Origin of the sequence: Gracilibacillus boraciitolerans JCM 21714 (assembly GCF_000521485.1) — a bacterium.
Classification (GTDB): domain Bacteria; phylum Bacillota; class Bacilli; order Bacillales; family Amphibacillaceae; genus Gracilibacillus; species Gracilibacillus boraciitolerans.
This window is the reverse complement of the sequence record NZ_BAVS01000013.1, coordinates 39642-56065: the sequence shown is the minus strand read 5'-3', so window position 1 is coordinate 56065 and position 16424 is coordinate 39642. Positions and strand designations below refer to the sequence as shown.

The 16424-nt window shown below is 37.6% G+C and carries 16 protein-coding genes, 4 pseudogenes and 1 riboswitch; of the genes and pseudogenes, 9 read left to right on the top strand and 11 right to left on the bottom strand.

The genetic code is table 11. The features are described 5' to 3' along the window. Positions 1-154 precede the first annotated feature (154 nt). The 4 genes and pseudogenes from JCM21714_RS21365 to trhO all read left to right on the top strand — a co-directional run bounded on the left by JCM21714_RS21365 (position 155) and on the right by trhO (position 3481). Positions 155-574, top strand: a complete 420-nt coding sequence (locus JCM21714_RS21365; protein ID WP_052000505.1) for a hypothetical protein — start codon at positions 155-157, stop codon at positions 572-574. After that, entirely contained in the window at positions 532-1362 is an 831-nt protein-coding gene (locus JCM21714_RS09645) for a S1C family serine protease (RefSeq protein ID WP_235182747.1), read from the top strand. The genes JCM21714_RS21365 and JCM21714_RS09645 overlap by 43 nt, the downstream gene beginning before the upstream one ends. A gap of 141 nt (positions 1363-1503) precedes the next feature. Further along, entirely contained in the window at positions 1504-2379 is an 876-nt protein-coding gene (locus JCM21714_RS09640; protein WP_035723821.1) for an NAD(P)-dependent oxidoreductase, read from the top strand. Positions 2380-2502: 123 nt separating this feature from the next. Then, positions 2503-3481, top strand: a pseudogene (gene trhO, locus JCM21714_RS09635) (oxygen-dependent tRNA uridine(34) hydroxylase TrhO). A 628-nt stretch (positions 3482-4109) separates the two neighbouring features. Here trhO and JCM21714_RS09630 read toward each other — a convergent pair. Beyond that, the gene (locus JCM21714_RS09630) at positions 4110-4571 is read right to left on the bottom strand and encodes a class I SAM-dependent methyltransferase (RefSeq protein WP_084040673.1); all 462 of its coding nucleotides are present in this window, start codon (positions 4569-4571) and stop codon (positions 4110-4112) included. Between the two features lie 87 nt (positions 4572-4658). Here JCM21714_RS09630 and JCM21714_RS09625 point away from each other — a divergent pair, with 87 nt between their 5' ends. The 3 genes from JCM21714_RS09625 (at position 4659) to JCM21714_RS09615 (ending at position 5981) form a co-directional block, all read left to right on the top strand. Next, positions 4659-4877 carry a hypothetical protein gene (locus JCM21714_RS09625; RefSeq protein ID WP_035723819.1) on the top strand — a complete coding sequence of 73 codons (219 nt, stop codon included), beginning with the start codon at positions 4659-4661 and terminating at the stop codon, positions 4875-4877. A gap of 196 nt (positions 4878-5073) precedes the next feature. Continuing rightward, positions 5074-5769 carry a hypothetical protein gene (locus JCM21714_RS20540; RefSeq protein WP_200868449.1) on the top strand — a complete coding sequence of 232 codons (696 nt, stop codon included), beginning with the start codon at positions 5074-5076 and terminating at the stop codon, positions 5767-5769. A gap of 14 nt (positions 5770-5783) precedes the next feature. Then, positions 5784-5981, top strand: coding sequence for a hypothetical protein (locus JCM21714_RS09615; protein WP_035723817.1), 198 nt, complete (start codon positions 5784-5786; stop codon positions 5979-5981). Between the two features lie 180 nt (positions 5982-6161). On the opposite strand, the gene JCM21714_RS19815 is transcribed toward JCM21714_RS09615, so the two are convergent. The 5 genes and pseudogenes from JCM21714_RS19815 to JCM21714_RS09600 all read right to left on the bottom strand — a co-directional run bounded on the left by JCM21714_RS19815 (position 6162) and on the right by JCM21714_RS09600 (position 9452). Next, positions 6162-6305 (bottom strand): hypothetical protein, encoded by a 144-nt coding sequence (locus JCM21714_RS19815; RefSeq protein ID WP_235182745.1) that lies wholly within the window; start codon positions 6303-6305, stop codon positions 6162-6164. Positions 6306-6321: 16 nt separating this feature from the next. Further along, positions 6322-7035: an NAD(P)/FAD-dependent oxidoreductase gene (locus tag JCM21714_RS09610; protein ID WP_369403536.1), complete on the bottom strand. Its 714-nt coding sequence runs from the start codon at positions 7033-7035 to the stop codon at positions 6322-6324. A 14-nt stretch (positions 7036-7049) separates the two neighbouring features. Then, positions 7050-7247 (bottom strand): hypothetical protein, encoded by a 198-nt coding sequence (locus JCM21714_RS24020; RefSeq protein WP_369403535.1) that lies wholly within the window; start codon positions 7245-7247, stop codon positions 7050-7052. Between the two features lie 30 nt (positions 7248-7277). Then, positions 7278-7684: pseudogene (locus JCM21714_RS09605) on the bottom strand (RrF2 family transcriptional regulator). 280 nt (positions 7685-7964) lie between these two features. After that, entirely contained in the window at positions 7965-9452 is a 1488-nt protein-coding gene (locus tag JCM21714_RS09600) for a flavin monoamine oxidase family protein (RefSeq protein WP_035723816.1), read from the bottom strand. A gap of 397 nt (positions 9453-9849) precedes the next feature. Between JCM21714_RS09600 and JCM21714_RS09595 the strand changes: the two genes are divergently transcribed. Then, positions 9850-10329 carry a glutathione peroxidase gene (locus JCM21714_RS09595; RefSeq protein ID WP_035723814.1) on the top strand — a complete coding sequence of 160 codons (480 nt, stop codon included), beginning with the start codon at positions 9850-9852 and terminating at the stop codon, positions 10327-10329. 114 nt (positions 10330-10443) lie between these two features. Here JCM21714_RS09595 and ribH read toward each other — a convergent pair whose 3' ends face one another. The 4 genes and pseudogenes from ribH to ribD form a co-directional block, all read right to left on the bottom strand. Further along, positions 10444-10914 carry a 6,7-dimethyl-8-ribityllumazine synthase gene (ribH, locus tag JCM21714_RS09590; protein ID WP_035723812.1) on the bottom strand — a complete coding sequence of 157 codons (471 nt, stop codon included), beginning with the start codon at positions 10912-10914 and terminating at the stop codon, positions 10444-10446. Between the two features lie 14 nt (positions 10915-10928). Next, the gene (locus tag JCM21714_RS09585; protein WP_035723806.1) at positions 10929-12134 is read right to left on the bottom strand and encodes a bifunctional 3,4-dihydroxy-2-butanone-4-phosphate synthase/GTP cyclohydrolase II; all 1206 of its coding nucleotides are present in this window, start codon (positions 12132-12134) and stop codon (positions 10929-10931) included. Between the two features lie 13 nt (positions 12135-12147). Beyond that, entirely contained in the window at positions 12148-12783 is a 636-nt protein-coding gene (ribE, locus tag JCM21714_RS09580; RefSeq protein WP_035723800.1) for a riboflavin synthase, read from the bottom strand. Continuing rightward, positions 12783-13869, bottom strand: a pseudogene (gene ribD, locus JCM21714_RS09575) (bifunctional diaminohydroxyphosphoribosylaminopyrimidine deaminase/5-amino-6-(5-phosphoribosylamino)uracil reductase RibD). Before ribD ends, ribE begins: the two are co-directional and overlap by 1 nt. 165 nt (positions 13870-14034) lie before the next feature. After that, a riboswitch (FMN riboswitch) is annotated at positions 14035-14187 on the bottom strand. A 127-nt stretch (positions 14188-14314) separates the two neighbouring features. On the opposite strand from ribD, the gene JCM21714_RS09570 reads away from it, so the two are divergent. After that, positions 14315-15097, top strand: a complete 783-nt coding sequence (locus JCM21714_RS09570) for a nuclease-related domain-containing protein (protein ID WP_052000503.1) — start codon at positions 14315-14317, stop codon at positions 15095-15097. Between the two features lie 306 nt (positions 15098-15403). On the opposite strand, the pseudogene murB reads toward JCM21714_RS09570, so the two are convergent. Beyond that, positions 15404-16341: pseudogene (gene murB / locus JCM21714_RS09565) on the bottom strand (UDP-N-acetylmuramate dehydrogenase). Positions 16342-16424: the final 83 nt, after the last annotated feature.

The following is a 16424-nucleotide window of genomic DNA, read 5'->3' as shown; positions in this document are numbered from 1 at the left end:
GCATATTTAACCGAAAAAATTAAGTAATGCCTCATAAATTCAATACTTTACACATTTTTTCTACAATTCTTCCGTTAATATGCCGCAGATGAGGGGGGGTAGTATCAATAGTGTAGAAATTAATAACAAATTTCCCGAAAGGTTGTGAATAAATATGAACGAAGAATTTAATCGAGAGCAATCAACAAAAACAAATAATGAGAAAAATACTTTCTCCATGTTAATAAGCGGTGTTGCTGGCGGTCTTATTGCAGCATTATTTACAGGAGGGATTTTCTTAACTCAACTGGATGACAGCCAAGACACCGCTTCTCATACACCAGAGGATACGGAGCAAACTACAGAGGAAGAGGTGGTACCAACTACTAACCTCTCCACCAATAATACAAATTCAATTAGTGGAGCAGTAGAAAAAGTGTCTGATGCTGTTGTCGGAATATCCAATGTCCAACAAGTAAGTTTATGGGAAGAAGCTAATGCAGCCGGAACAGGCTCAGGTGTTGTATACAAAAAAGATGGCGAATATGCTATGTGGTCACAAATAATCACGTGGTCGAAGGTGCGCAACAGGTAGAGGTGATTCTAACCAATGGAGAGCATATTGATGCAGAAGTTTTAGGAGCAGATGCTTTAACAGATCTTGCTGTATTGCGAATTCCAAGTGAGCAAATTACTACAGTTGCTGAACTAGGTTCTTCAGAAGAAATAACAGTTGGAGATACAGCAATCGCAATTGGAAATCCACTAGGCACAGAATTTGCAGGATCTGTTACACAAGGTATCATCAGTGGACTTGATCGTGCAGTCGATATCGATCTCAATAGTGATGGACAACCAGATTGGACCACTAACGTGATTCAAACAGACGCAGCTATTAACCCAGGTAACAGTGGTGGAGCGTTGATCAATTCTAAAGGTCAACTTATTGGTATTAACTCTATGAAAATAGCGCAAGCAACTGTAGAAGGAATTGGTTTTGCCATTCCTATTAGTGATGCTGAACCAGTTATTGAACAATTAGAAACAGATGGTGAGGTTGTTCGACCATTTATGGGTATTAGTGCCGTCGACTTATCAACCGTACCGGCTCGTCATGTTCAAGAAACATTGAAATTAGATGAAAGTGTCGAAAACGGTATAGTGGTTGCCAAGGTTCAAGCAAATTCACCTGCTGAAAATGCTGGCTTACAACAATATGACGTGATCACGAAAGTTAATGACACAGCGATTAGCTCCATGTTAGATTTAAAAACGTATCTATATCGAGAAACAAAAATTGGCGATGAGGTTACAGTAACCTTCTACCGCGATGGAAATATTCAGACAGCTACCATGACTTTAGATGAACAGGAAAATTTATAAAGAAAGTTTTTAAATAAATATGTAAAACCTAGGCTTTCGCATAAGCCTAGGTTTTTTTACTTTCCATACTCGATGCAGTGTTACATAGCTAATAGCGGAGTGGCCATTTTTTTGATATAGTAAAAGAAAAGGAGATTTTCAATGACACAAACAATAGGTTTTATCGGAACTGGTGTAATGGGAAAAAGTATGGCAGGTCATTTAATAGATGCTGATTATCAGGTGCATTTATTTACAAGAACAAAAGAAAAGGCCCTTGATCTCATACATCAAGGAGCGATTTGGCAAGATAATGTCGAATCTCTTACAAAAAATGCTGATATTATTATTACAATGGTTGGCTATCCCTCAGATGTGGAAAAGCTTTACCTTGGAGACAACGGCATTATCGATAATGCTAAACCAGGAACTTTTCTTATCGACATGACCACTTCTGATCCAAAATTAGCAGAAAAGATTGCATCTATGGCTGAAGAAAAACAGTTACACAGCATAGATGCGCCAGTTTCAGGTGGAGATATCGGCGCTAAAAATGGCAAATTAGCGATTATGGTTGGTGGAAAACAGCAGGATTTCGATACGATGCTACCTGTTTTTCAGGTGATGGGAGAAAACATCGTGTTACAAGGACCTGCAGGATCTGGCCAGCACACCAAAATGGCAAACCAAATTAATATCGCCTCCACTATGATTGGTGTGTCAGAATCGATTATGTATGCAAAAAAGGCAGGATTAGATCCTGTGCAAGTGTTACAAAGTATTTCTACAGGGGGGGCTGCGGCAAGCTTTTCTCTGTCTAATTTGGCTCCACGTATGATTGAAGGAGATCTTGAACCAGGATTTTATATAAAACACTTTATTAAAGATATGAAAATTGCCTTAACCAATGCGGAAAAAATGGGAATAAAAACACCCGGTTTGGCTTTATCGTTAGAATTATATGAAGAACTAGCGAAAAAAGGATTAGAAGATCGTGGAACACAGGCCCTGATCAAGTGGTTTGAAGGAGATTTGTAATAGTTTCTATTGATTTTCCTATTAAAAGTTTGATACAATATATGCTTGCAAGAGACAATGTTATATATATCCAACCTAAACACGTTTATATCTTGCAAATATGAATGGATAGGTGGTAGGAAAATGGAAAATAAAGAAAAGTACCGAGTATTATTGTATTATAAGTTTGTTACAATTGAAGACCCTGAGACATTTGCCCAGGAGCATTTACAATTCTGCAAGGATTTAGATCTGAAAGGGCGCATTCTTATTGCAGAAGAAGGCATTAACGGTACGGTTTCTGGGACCGTCGAACAAACAAATCAGTACATGGAAGCAATGCGCCATGATCCTAAGTTTGCTGACATGATGTTTAAAATTGATGAAGCAGATGGACATGCATTCAAGAAAATGCACTGTCGTCATCGAACAGAACTAGTCACTCTTCGATTGGGTGAGGAAAATGTTGATCCTCGCGAAAAGAATGCCGACTTCTTAAACCCAAAAGAATTTTATGAAGCAATGAAGGATGAAAATACGATTATTCTGGATACTAGAAATGATTATGAATATGAATTAGGCCATTTCCGTGGTGCTATTAATCCTGATATTGATAATTTCCGTGATCTCCCCCGAGTGGATCGAAAATAACCGTGAACAATTAGAAGGTAAAAAAGTATTAATGTATTGTACTGGCGGAATTCGCTGTGAAAAATTTGGTGGTTGGATGAAAGAAAAAGGCTTCGAGGATGTTGGACAACTGCATGGTGGTATTGTCACCTATGGAAAAGACGATGAAGTACAAGGAGAGCTATGGGATGGTCAGTTATACGTATTTGATGAGCGTATTTCTGTTCCGGTCAACCGTAAAGAACATGTAGTAGTTGGTAGAGACTATTTTGACGGTGAACCTTGTGAACGTTACGTAAATTGTGCCAATCCAGAGTGTAATAAACAAATTCTTTGCTCAGAAGAGAATGAGCATAAATATATGCGCGGATGTACACACGAGTGTCGTATTAGCCCTCGCAATCTATATATACAAGAACATCATCTTACAGAGGAAGATATAAAAGCACGATTAGACCGTATTGAAGCAGAAGACGGTGTCGTGCAAGAATAATGTGAGACTATGATCAGTGGCGATCCTACAGACGGTTAGCATACCGTGATATATATATTGAAAAATCCAAACGATTATTAGGATAGATTTAGAAATCGTTTGGATTTTTATGTGTATTAAAGAGATACTGTGACATAACTCCGATTTGCTGAGTAGTAATTTTGAAATGGTATTACTGTTGAACTATTGCTCCGGCTTGTCCGCTTTCCTTTCCACGGTTTTTTTCTCTCAGCAATTTTTCTTAACTCAAGTTGTTCTTGATTTAACTCAACTTTCATTTTGATTCACCTCTTCAAAAGATTTTGTAAAATTACAAACCACCTCTCAATATTCTTGCGAACAGCTACTTTCTTGCACTTTTCTCCCAGTTAACTAAATATCAGTTTTCACAAAGTCGATTAGCGTGAAATTTAGTGCTGCGGAGTATAGGTCGAATACGACAAAACGATCACCCTAAAAAGTGACTGCCTTAATTAATTGTATTCAATTACCAGTATAGTTGTACGGTGAAGCACTTGCTTTGTTTTGTTCGTATTGCTTGCATAAGCATAAAGCACGCCTTCTGCTCAATTTCAATTATACACTTTGAAGATACTTAATATCTTTAATTGAGCCGAAATATGAACCTTTAATTCGTATTCTGTGCAACGAGCATATATAAAGATTCCACTGGGAAAAATTTCTCCGTTACCTTTAATCCATATTTTGCCATTTCTAGCTCCATTCCTTCCAAAGTAATTCTAGGTCCTTTATCTGAATTTCCTTTTGGCATAAGTTCCAGACAGATTAGATAGCCTTCTTTTTTCAATACATTTCTCATTTGCTGTAACAGTGGTCCTAACGGCCGAATTTCATGTAATACCAGAGAAGCAATGATCATATCGATAGTGCCATCAGGTGAACAAAGTTCCTCCATACTTTCCTGCACCGGGACAATATTCGTAAGCTGTTCCTTCAAGACTTTCTCTTTTATTATTTCCAGCATTGCAGCATCGATATCTAGCGCGTATACTTTGCCTTTGGTCCTCTTCGCCACAGGGATAGAAAAATAACCAGTTCCAGCGCCAAAATCTAATAGTTGTGCATGTATCTAATTTGGATGTGTAATGTAAAGTGATACACTTAAACTAACGGGTTTTTTACTAAATTATTTAAAAAATAAAGAAAGGAGAATTACATGAAAAGCTTTAGTGAAGCCGACATTGAAAAATACTTAAAATATGCTGATAAGAATGTAATCCCACTTGAAGAAGTATTGGGTAATTGTTTTACATGTGGTGAACTTCTTAGTGAAGTAGAGTTGCCTGAAGGTCCAGAAAAGAAAGTTGTTTGCTTAAAAGACCGAGATTATTTTGTAGAAAAGTATGAAGATTTGCAGGAACTTGGAGAAATTTGAGTAACGAAAAAAGAAGTTAAAAGTCGATATAAAAATATCGGCTTTTTTATTGGCTGAAAAATGATACAGCTTTAAAAGTGTCATAACTCAAAGATCTATTACTTATGACTTATTTTAACGTAAAAAGAAGGGAAATTTTATATTTATATAGAATTAATAAAATATAGTAAATATTGAAAAAATAGGAGGTTTTATTATGTCGAAGGCAAAAAAGGTTTTTTTGCCGGTATTAATGATCTTGGGGATTTTCAGTTTCAATTTATCTTCGAGTGTTACTGCGCAAGCTCAAACTCAAGATATTGTTGTTGTTACAGGTGATGAAGCTGAGGAATTTGTCGATGCAACGTTACATGCAGTAGAGGAAGGTGAAGTCGAGAATATCGCTCCTGTCTCTGCTTTTGATTTGGAAAAATCGAGTGTGTATGCCGTTGGTGGTGGAGTAACGGCTGTTACAGTTCCTGTGAATGGGGGGGATTATAGCCTTCCGAGTAACGTAACGGTATTCTTTGATGAGGATAATGCTGCATTGCAGACTAATGAAATGTTAGTGTCCAAGAATGAGGCAGGAAACTTCCAAGTTGAGACGTATGTGGATGGATCGCTTGTTACTTCTGAGGATACTGGGATTGCTTATATGACAGATAAAGAATTGCTTACAGAAGAACCGTCTGAAATTCAACCGATGGGTGTAAAAGCAGTAGCAGCTTGTCTTGGAGTAGTGCTTGGTGTTGGTGGAACGATGGCTACTCTTATTGCGATTGGGTGTGGCGGTTCGTGTGCAGCACCGACACCAGTGACTGCCCCCCCGATATGTGCTGCATGTATTGGTGCATATGCACTTCTTGGTACTGGTGGTATTGCTGGAGCGGTAGCTTGTTTCAATCACCTGTAAGGTAAGGTGATTTGATGAACAAAGTTTTGGCGATCTCAATTTTAGGAATGGGTTTAACTGGTGCCGTTTTAATCATCTCGATTGCTCTGTTGTTTAACTCTCCAATTGGAAATGTGGTGAAGATGGTTACTGCTGCTTCAACAGTAGCTTTTGTTATATTCACCATCTCGGCTTTAGTATTTCGTCGGCGATTAGATAAAAAAAGAGAGTAATATAATTTATTGAATTAATAAAGTCGGTATTAAGGAGTAGACAGGGCGACTACTTATAGCAAAAAATGTAATTTAATGCAGTAAATGTTTTTTTATTTCTTTATGAACTTTAGATTCGATTTTGTCTAAATGTTGTTCGTTAAGAAATGTTAAAGTTGAGGATGAAACCTTTTTTACACTTTAGGTGTCATAACTTAAGATGCTGTCCGTTTCCTTTAAAGGAATCATATTTAGTAGCTGTTCCGGAGAGAATTCTTTTCTTCGTTCTGGACTTTCCAAGTACGATACTTTTCCTTTACTGTGCTTGCCATTCGGGTGATGCATATATATCCTCCCTTTTTTAAGCGTGCTGTTTATCTTGGTTAAATTTCTCTTCTATCAGTGCTGCGTTCACAGAAATGGCAGCCATAGAGCCCTCTCCCGCAGCAGCAATTAATTGGGAAGGACCGGCAATTCGTGTATCTCCGCAAGCAAGTACCCCCCCTTCCGTATTGGTACGTTGCCAGGTGTCGGTTTCTATTCCACCATGCTCGTTTAATGTATATTTAAGTGTAGAATCAAAAGAAGCAGCCTGTTTCCATTCTGCAGTTATAAACCCTCCTTCACGGAGTACTGTTGTACCATCCTCAAGCTGGATTTTATTAAGCATCCCGTCTTCTCCAATGAAAGTGGCGATCTTCTTTTCATTTATATTGATTCCGTAGCCTTTGAGCAATGCTTGTTCTTCCAGCGAAAGTATATTATTTCCATTGGTAAAAATAATTAAATCGTTCGTCCAATTGGATACCATTTTCGCCATATGAAGCGCCCTTTGATCATTTGCAATCACTGCCAGCGCCCGATCTCTTAATTCCCAACCATCACAAAAAGGACAGCTGAACAGGCTCTTGCCATAGAACTCTTTTACCCGTGAGATATCCGGAAGGACTTCCTTAAAGCCAGTTGCGAGAATGACTTTTTTCGCGTTGTATTCTTCCCCCCCATTTTCTGTCTCCACCTGGAAGAAGGTGTTTTCTTTATTAATACGATGTACCCGTTTCTTTTCGCTCCTCACGTCTAGGTACTTGCTTAATTCTTCATGAGCAACCCTTTTAATTCCTGAGGATCAATACCATCTCTTGTGATAAACCCGTGAGATTCTGAAACAACCGCATTTCTAGGTTTGTTGTCATCAAAGAGGATAGTTTTACGTCTTGATCTTCCAAGAACTAATGCAGCATTAAGTCCAGCTCGCCCTCCGCCAATCACAGCGCAGTCGAATATCATTTTATCCACTCCTTTAATTTTACTTTTTTGTTATTTCTGTTTGAATTCTGCCTCTTTAGCAATATCGATCAAAAGCTTTGATTTAAGTTCAGCTTTCATATTTTCCTCTGCCTGTCTCATTACGTTTTCAATCAAACAGCCTTCATGATGAATGGAGCAGTCGAATAAGCTAGTATCTCCTTCAGTCGCATGAATAACATCTAAAAAGGAGATTTCATATTTTTTTCTTGAGATTTTATAACCCCCCCCTTCGCACCAGGCGTCGACTCGATCAAACCTGCTTTCGCAAGTTTGGTTAATATCTTAGAAAGGTAAGTTGGGGAAAGATGCTGCAATTCGGCTAATTCCTGCACCCCCCCCACCGAGCTGTCCCCTGGCTGCAGAATTAAATGGACCATCGTATGCAAAGCGTAGTTTGTTGCGTTCGAATACCTCATACATAACCTCCTTGTTTAAAATTCGATATTAAAGACTCCTAATATCCTTAATATAATTTAGTCTACCATTAGAGGTGAAGGAAGTCAACATAGTGGTTTTATAACTTCGACTAAACTACTTGTTGCTTTAAGTTCATTTTTAATAAAGACATCCAACACTGAAGATCCTTGTCGCGAGGATGGTAATGGGTTTTTATAGATGAAGATAATTTTAAAAGTATACCTGCCAAAATGGTATATTCAATTAATTTATATCCTGGCGTAATACTTTTAATTTAGATTAGGAATCAATGTAAGTTCTAGGTAAGTTATTAACTTCATATGCAGCTCGAATTCCAGATTCAATAGCTTCTTGGATCCATGCATGAGTAGTTGAGGTCTGTTCCCCCCCAGCAAAATGAACTCTTCCTTCTGGTGAGGAAATATGAGGCATTAATTCTGTTACTTGTCCGGGCTTAAACATAGTAAAAGCCCCAGCAGAATATGGATACCTAATCCAACTATGACTCACTCCTCCTTGAAAATCACTATATACTTGATCACCATGGATAATAGCTAAATTTTTTAATACATATTCCAGGCGGTTATCATCCTCCAAGCTATCCCAAGGAATAGCATCATCCTCCCATGTATAACTCCCCAAAATAACACCAGATCCATCTGAACCGAGGTTATGACTTGGATATTGTACGTATTTAATAGGGAGATCTGTTATAGTTTGCCCACCATATAACCCTTGCTTTTCCCAGAACCTATTTTTAAACTGAATTCCCGTCTTTGTAGAACCAGCATAGTTTGTTTCCCGTATAGCCTTCCATTTGTTTTCTGAAAATGAATCACGAGGTTCAATTTCTACAAATTGCAATACAGAGAATGGAATGGTAACAATTGCAAGATCACCAGTAATCTTAGTTGGCTCTAGAATTTTATGAACAGCATGAACCGTTACTTGGTTATCGTGCTGCACAATTTTCTTCACATATTGACCATAATAGATATCATCCTTCAATTGATCTGTAAACGCAATAGGAAGTTTATCATTACCACCTGAGATTTCATAAAACTTAATATCTGGGGTGAATAGGATTAAAAGTTCACGTAATTGCTCTAAAAAAGAAAGCTCCATGAGCCCTTCAAGATTAAGAAGTACTTTTATCATCTCAATTGCACCTGGCGATAACGAAATGCCAAATGGATTATATCTTAAATAATTATCCATAGAATATTTATCGAATTCTTGGATGACCCAAGGCCAGTTTCTTTTTGGATTTTGATCAATAAAATCTGTTAATGGCCTTAGCGCTAATTGAAGTAATTTAACAGCGGTTTTCCCTCCTTCATAAGGGAATACTGGAAAGTTTAAGATATTAGGATTCTGTTCATAAGTTTTTTTACGAAATTTTTTACCTTTAATATAAATAATATCGTTAGGAGAGCTATTAACAAATTCATTTGTTGGAAGTTTGAACTTTCTTATATATTCTAACGTCAACAAATGAGTATGAGGAATACGCATTGCACCAGCCTCAAGATAATGTCCATCCTTTAAATCACCTCTTAATGTATAGACCCGACCTCCCACCCTATCAGTCGCTTCAAGAACGGTTACATCGTGTCCAGCTTCTTTGAGTAGTGATGCTGATACCAGCCCTGCCATACCAGCACCAAGAATAATAATCTTTTTAGGTTCTTTCGTTTTTCCAAGCCCATGTCTGATGATTGAGATCATTTTTTCTTCGGGTATCTGAGGAAATACGTAATTTAACATACTTTTTCTCCTTCACTGAATAGATTGTTAATCAACAAACAATTGATTTATTTCAACCTATTCAGGATGAAGGTAGTACTATGAATAAAAAAACGCAATTAATCGAACAAAAATAATTAAGAAAGTGAGAGAGTTGTATATGTGGAAAAAAATTCTTGGCCAATTTCCATCTAATTTAATTCATCCTAATCAGTATTTCACTCATTGAAATTACACAACAAATGTATGAAGTTGAAAAAATATTTATGTCCCAGTCTCTTTTGATTATTCAAGTTATTTTTGGGTACTTTTAGGTCACTTTTTATAAATTCAATCAGTTACTTTCCATTTCAATTGAGCATATTTTTCTGACTTTTCCTGACTTTATGCTATCCTTTTTAGTAAGGAGGCGATCGGAATGTCACTGTATGATTTAAAGATACAAACACCTAAGGGTGAAGAGAAATCAGTAAATGATTATAAAGCAAAAGCTATGATTATTGTAAACACAGCTAGTAAATGTGGATTTGCTCCTCAATTCGATGGTTTACAAGAGTTATATGAGAAATATAAAGAGGATGGTTTACAAATACTTGGATTTCCAAGTAATCAATTTATGAATCAGGAGCCTGGTTCCAGTGAAGAAGCTGAAGAACATTGTCGAATCAATTATGGTGTAAGCTTTCCTATGTTTGCTAAGACAGAAGTTCGCGGAAAAGATGCTCATCCACTATTTAAGCATCTTACAAAAGAGGCGCCTGGTATTATTTCCGGATCGATTAAATGGAATTTCACTAAATTTCTTATTGATGAAGATGGAAATGTGGTAAAGCGTTACGCTCCTAAGACTGAGCCTAAAGACATTGAAGAGGATATTAAAAAATTACTAGCGAAATAACAAAAGTGGCGAGGGTTGATTTACCCGCCACTTTTTCTAGTTTACCAATCACTTTTAATTGTTGATCCGTCACTTTTTATGAGATAGTTGTCACTTCTCTCGAATTGCCAGTCATTATCCTATATTTTTTAACAGATTAGCCATTTCAATTGCAGAGACTGCTGCATCTGCTCCTTTATTTCCTGCTTTTGTTCCTGCACGTTCAATTGCTTGCTCAATGGTATCTGTTGTCAACACACCAAAGATTACTGGGATTCCAGCATTCATAGAGACACTCGCTACCCCTTTGGAAACTTCACTGCTTACATAATCAAAGTGTGGAGTCGAACCGCGAATAACCGTTCCTAAAGCAACTATGGCATCATATTTGCCCGAGTCCGCCATTTTTTTGGTGATAAGTGGAATCTCAAATGCTCCAGGAACCCACGCTACTTCTACATCATTTTCGGCAACCCCCCCATGGCGACGAAACGCATCTTCTGCACCACTTAATAATTTTCCTGTAATGAATTCATTAAATCTGCCAACTACTATCCCTACTTTTAAACCTGTTCCTACTAAATTTCCTTCATATGTTTTTGTCATATTATTATCTCCCTTTATTTATTTTGATCTACATGTAATAAATGATTTAATTTCTCTACTTTGGTTTGTAAATATTTTTCATTATTTTTGTTGGATGGTATCTCAATTGCTTTTCTACCTACTAATTCTAGGCCATATTCCTCTATACTAGAAAGTTTATGAGGATTATTCGTTAATAAATGAATTTTTCTAACACCTAAATCACGCAAAATCTGAACACTTATTGCATAATCGCGCAGATCTGCTGGAAATCCAAGCTGGTGATTAGCTTCTACCGTATCATAGCCTTCTTCTTGCAACTTATATGCCTTCATTTTATTAATTAAGCCAATGCCTCTACCTTCCTGACGCATATAGACTAGTACTCCGTGTCCTGCCTTTTGTATTTCTTCAAGTGCTTTTTCTAATTGCGGGCCACAATCACAGCGTTGTGAACCGAAAACATCTCCTGTTAAACACTCTGAGTGAACACGAACCAGTGTTGGTTGATCGGGTGTCAATTCCCCTTTATATAAGGCTACATGCTCTTGCCCGGTATATTTTTCTGTGTAGGCAACTAATTTAAAGTCACCATAAGAAGTTGGTAATTCAACTTCAGTTTCTTTTATAATTAACTTATCATAACGTTTACGATATTGAATCAATTCTTGAATCGTGAGCATTGGCATGTTATGTTTTTCAGCTATCTTTTCTAAATCATGCTGACGGGCCATTGTTCCATCTTCATTCATAACTTCACAAATAACTGCGACTGGCTTTGAGTCTGCCAGACGTGCTAAATCGATGGCAGCTTCCGTATGACCTGTTCGTTCTAAAACGCCTGCTGTTTTTGCAATAAGCGGAAAAACATGTCCTGGTCGGTTAAAATCATTAGCCGTCGTTGAGTCATCTACTAGTTTGGTTATCGTTAGAGCTCGCTCTTGCGCGCTAATTCCGGTATGTGTCGAATGATAATCGATGCTAACCGTAAAATTGGTACCATGATCATCTGTGTTACGAGCTACCATCTCACCAAGCTGAAAACGATCCGCGTATTCTTTCGTCATTGGAGCACAAATCAGTCCCCGGCCTTCCTTAGCCATAAAATTAATAATCTCTGGTGTCGTATGCTCTGCTAATGCTATGAAGTCACCTTCATTTTCTCTATCTTCATCATCCACAACAATGATAATTCTTCCGTCTTTAAGTGCTTGTATCGCTTCTTCTACTGAGTGCTTCATCTTTGGCACCTCCTTAAAATCCATACTGCTTCAATTTTTCTTCCGTAAGTTCTTCAGCTGGTTGATCTCTTGTCTGGAGGAGACGCTCCATATATTTTGCAAGCATATCGAATTCAACATTCACTATATCTCCTTGTCTCTTAGCGCCTAGTGTGGTTGCTTTCTGTGTCTCTGGAATTAATGAGATGGTAAACCCTTTATCATCCACACCAAAGACCGTTAAGGAAGTTCCATCTACTGAAATTGATCCTTTAAGAGAAATATACCGCGTATCTGATACCGTGATGTAATAGTATTTCGCATTATCTTCTTGCCATGTTCGTTCAATCGTCCCAACAGCATCAACATGGCCAGAAACAAAATGCCCACCAAATCTCCCATTGGCATGCATTGCTCTTTCCAAATTAACGGAGGATTGGGCCGTTAACTTAGCTAAGGATGAGCTCCGAAATGTTTCAGGTATGACATCAACGGTAAACCAATTTGCATCAAAATTTGTTACCGTCAGACAGACACCATTTACAGAGATACTATCACCAATTGCTACATCCTCTGTCACTTTTTTACCGTTGATTTTTATTTGTAAGGCCTGATTTGTTTGATGAATCGATTCAATCTTTCCTTTTTCTTCAACTATCCCAGTGAACATTAAGAGTCCTCCTTTGGAACGGCTATAATTTTAAGATCTTCGCCAAGTTGTTCAACCTTTACAAAGGTCAGGTTGAAGGCATCCTTCATCCATTGTGGCGAATTGCCACCTACAGCAGATTGTGCATCTTGCCCACCTAATAGTTTTGGCGCAATATACCAGTGGCATTCATCCACTAGCTTCTGTTTTAAAAAGGATTGATGAACCGTTGCGCCTCCTTCAACATATAAGGATTGAATGTTTCTCTCTGCTAATTTCTCCATTACATTGTTAAGGTTGATTTGCTCCGTTGGCATTTGAATAACTGTAATATCAGGATATTGTTGTTTAAAATTAACAGTATCTGCTTTGTTACCGCAAACGATCCATGTGTTAGCGTCATTTTTTAATACGTTAAAATCACCTTTTATCGTTAAGTTAGTATCTAGTATAATCCGAATTGGATTTTTTCCACCCTGGGGGTAATCTTGTTGTCAGGCTGGGATTATCCTGCTCCACGGTATTACGCCCCCCCACCAGGATCGCATCGTGTTTATGACGTTCTTCATGAACATCTTCTCGCGCTTTTTCTGATGTAATCCACTTGCTGTCACCCGTTACAGTTGCTGTTTTTCCATCAAGTGTGGTGGCAGCTTTCAATGTAATAAATGGACGTCTTGTATTCTGGTAATGAAAAAAGGATTGGTTAATCTTCAGAGCTCTCTGTTCTCCAATACCAACTTCCACTTCTATTCCAGCCTCTGTTAAAATCTTAACTCCTTTTCCTGCTACCTTAGGATTCGGATCAAGACAAGCAATATATACCTTTTTTACTTCACTTTTGACAAGTAACTCTGCGCATGGTGGTGTCTTGCCATAATGGGCACAGGGTTCGAGAGTTACATATATATCAGCACCTTTTGCCTTTTGTCCTGCTTGCGCGATGGCGTGGACCTCAGCATGTGGTTCTCCTGCTTTTAAATGGGTACCCACTCCTAGCAGTTGTCCGTCTTTAACGACAACTGCACCAACGGATGGATTGGGACTTGTTTGGCCAATCGTTGCTTCTGCAAGATTTAGAGCAAGCTCCATCCATTCTTCTTTCATCTTCACGTGATCATCACCTTTTATCTTTAAAGTCAGAAAAACCCTAGGTGCATCTACCTAGGGTTGGCGTCTATTAATTCATAGTAAAAAGCTTGGATTTGTAGTGGTAATTATGAAGAGAACACAAAACTAAACTTTTCTCCATAGAAAAGCCCACTACGCTATCCATTCCTTTTCCCATCCAGACTGTTACTGTCGGCTTTGGATTTACACCAAATCCACCTTCACATTTTTCAAAAATGATCCGGGTCACGGACTAAAAAGCAGTTAAGCTTTATCACCGTCGGTCGGGAATTACACCCTGCCCCAAAGGAATATACATCGTTAATTAAAGTATATAGAATTTTTATTAGTTTTGCAAAATATTGATTTTAGAATTCTATGTAGATTTCGTGTCAATATATGTTAAAATATGTATTAATCATAAACCGAGAGGAGTAATGCGATGATTGTAAAGCATTTGGAGAAACCTTATGAATTAACGATATTTGACGCCTTGTATTTAAGAATTCATTTTTCGAGGAAGGAAGAACTTTATCATAATAACTTGAAGCTGGGATATGAAGGGGAATTAAGATTCGAGCAATCTTTAGAGAAAAGTTTAAAAGAATCCTTCTATGTGTTAAGTGACATGCGGTTTGAATTTGGTACAACTTCTTTTCAGCTGGATTCACTCATACTTACAGGAGAAGAAATGATTTTATTAGATATCAAAAATCATCCTGGTGATTACAAATTTTCAGAAAATCGATGGTTTAAGATGCCGAACAAAGAAATTAGCAATCCACTTCTACAACTGAAACGAAATGAAACTTTAATGAGGCAATTAATGGAACATCTGCATCAGCGTCTGACCGTTGAGAGCTATAATGTGTTTAACCATCCGGAGTTCACCCTCTACCAGGCTCCGCTTAGTAAACATTTTATTTTTCCAACACAAATACCACGGTTTATCTCATCCTTAAATGAAAGACAACCTGCACATTCTTCACAATTAAAGTTAGCACACCAACTTATCTCTATAGATATTGGTCCATACCCACAGCCTCAGATTCCTAAATATCAATATACTTTATTAAAAAAAGGATTGAGATGCAAAGAGTGTCACAGTTTATCTATGAAAACAGAAGGGCGAAGAGCTGTTTGTTTAAAATGTCACAATCATGAGCATGTACATGATGCTATCCTAAGAAATATTCATGAATTTCAACAGCTCTTCCCCCGGTGAGAAACTGACTACGAATATGATATATGAATGGTGTGGCAAGGTTTATTCACAAAAGAGCATAAAGCGACTTATGGAAAGGCATTTTATATCAGTCGGTTCACACAAGTGGTTCATTATCTAGACAATAATAATCTTACGGACACTTTACGCAAATAATTATTTTTCTGTCCATAAGAATTAGTCTTATGGACAGATTTTAATTTTTTTAGACTTTTTGTCCATAAGATAAATTCTTATGGACATTTTTTAGCTAATGTTGAATATTTTGTCCGTAACAAGGAATCTTACAGACACTTTTCAGCTAATTCAGCTTTTTTTGTCCGTAACTCCTTCATCTTCTCCGAGAATTCGGACTTCTCGTTCCAGATTTACATTAAATTTGTATTTAACTGTCTTTTGGACCATTTCAATCACTGAAATATAATCGGTGGCAGTGGCCTGATTTTTATTGACGATAAAGCCCGCGTGTTTTGTTGATACTTCTGCTCCGCCTATGCCTTTTCCTTGGAGATCACTGTCTTGGATAAGCTTTCCAGCGAAGTATCCAGGTGGACGTTTAAATACACTGCCGCATGAAGGATATTCCAGCGGTTGTTTTGATTCGCGCTTATAGGTTAGATCATCCATTATCGCTTTAATTTCCTCATGTTTTCCTATTTGCAGGGCAAAAGTTGCTTCAATAACGATATATCCCTTTTTGGCGATATTGCTTGTTCGATACTCTAAATTCAGATCTTCTGCCGCAACGCGCAGTATGTCTCCCTTTGAATCAACCACAAGCGCACTTTCTAAACAATCCTTGACTTCTCCGCCATAAGCACCGGCATTCATATATAAAGCGCCACCTACCGTCCCTGGAATTCCACATGAAAATTCCAGGCCTGTTAAACTTTCTTGAAGGGCAAAGCGAGAAGCATCAATAATTCTGGCACCACTTTCAGCAATCACTTTATTTCCTTCTCTGCGAACATTCAAAAATCGTTTTAAACTTAACACAATCCCACGAATTCCGCCGTCTCTCACGATCACATTCGAGCCATTTCCTAATAGGGTAAAAGGTATGTTTGTTTTATTTGCAAACCGAATCACTTCTTGTACTTCCTCAATATTAGAGGGGGGGTCACGAAAAAGTCGGCTTTACCACCTAGCTTCGTATACGTATGTTTCTTTAAATATTCATCTATAAAAATATGTTCGGGATTTATTAGTTGCTGTAACTCCGCTATCATTTGATTGTTATCCATTTTAAATCAATCCTTTAATTTTAATACCACACAATTAATTCTTATTATAGCAATAACAAAATATGAACTGCAAACACAAAAAA

Bases quoted from the DNA above. Each gene is read 5' to 3' on its own strand.
- JCM21714_RS24020 (WP_369403535.1), bottom strand. From the start codon at position 7,247: ATGATATTCGACTGCGCTGTGATTGGCGGAGGGCGAGCTGGACTTAAT.
- JCM21714_RS09570 (WP_052000503.1), top strand. From the start codon at position 14,315: ATGATTGTAAAGCATTTGGAGAAACCTTATGAATTAACGATATTTGAC.
- JCM21714_RS09600 (WP_035723816.1), bottom strand. From the start codon at position 9,452: ATGTTAAATTACGTATTTCCTCAGATACCCGAAGAAAAAATGATCTCA.
- ribH (WP_035723812.1), bottom strand. From the start codon at position 10,914: ATGACAAAAACATATGAAGGAAATTTAGTAGGAACAGGTTTAAAAGTA.
- JCM21714_RS09615 (WP_035723817.1), top strand. From the start codon at position 5,784: ATGAACAAAGTTTTGGCGATCTCAATTTTAGGAATGGGTTTAACTGGT.
- JCM21714_RS09595 (WP_035723814.1), top strand. From the start codon at position 9,850: ATGTCACTGTATGATTTAAAGATACAAACACCTAAGGGTGAAGAGAAA.
- JCM21714_RS19815 (WP_235182745.1), bottom strand. From the start codon at position 6,305: ATGCATCACCCGAATGGCAAGCACAGTAAAGGAAAAGTATCGTACTTG.
- JCM21714_RS09640 (WP_035723821.1), top strand. From the start codon at position 1,504: ATGACACAAACAATAGGTTTTATCGGAACTGGTGTAATGGGAAAAAGT.
- JCM21714_RS09625 (WP_035723819.1), top strand. From the start codon at position 4,659: ATGAAAAGCTTTAGTGAAGCCGACATTGAAAAATACTTAAAATATGCT.
- JCM21714_RS09585 (WP_035723806.1), bottom strand. From the start codon at position 12,134: ATGAAGCACTCAGTAGAAGAAGCGATACAAGCACTTAAAGACGGAAGA.
- JCM21714_RS21365 (WP_052000505.1), top strand. From the start codon at position 155: ATGAACGAAGAATTTAATCGAGAGCAATCAACAAAAACAAATAATGAG.
- JCM21714_RS20540 (WP_200868449.1), top strand. From the start codon at position 5,074: ATGTCGAAGGCAAAAAAGGTTTTTTTGCCGGTATTAATGATCTTGGGG.
- ribE (WP_035723800.1), bottom strand. From the start codon at position 12,783: ATGTTCACTGGGATAGTTGAAGAAAAAGGAAAGATTGAATCGATTCAT.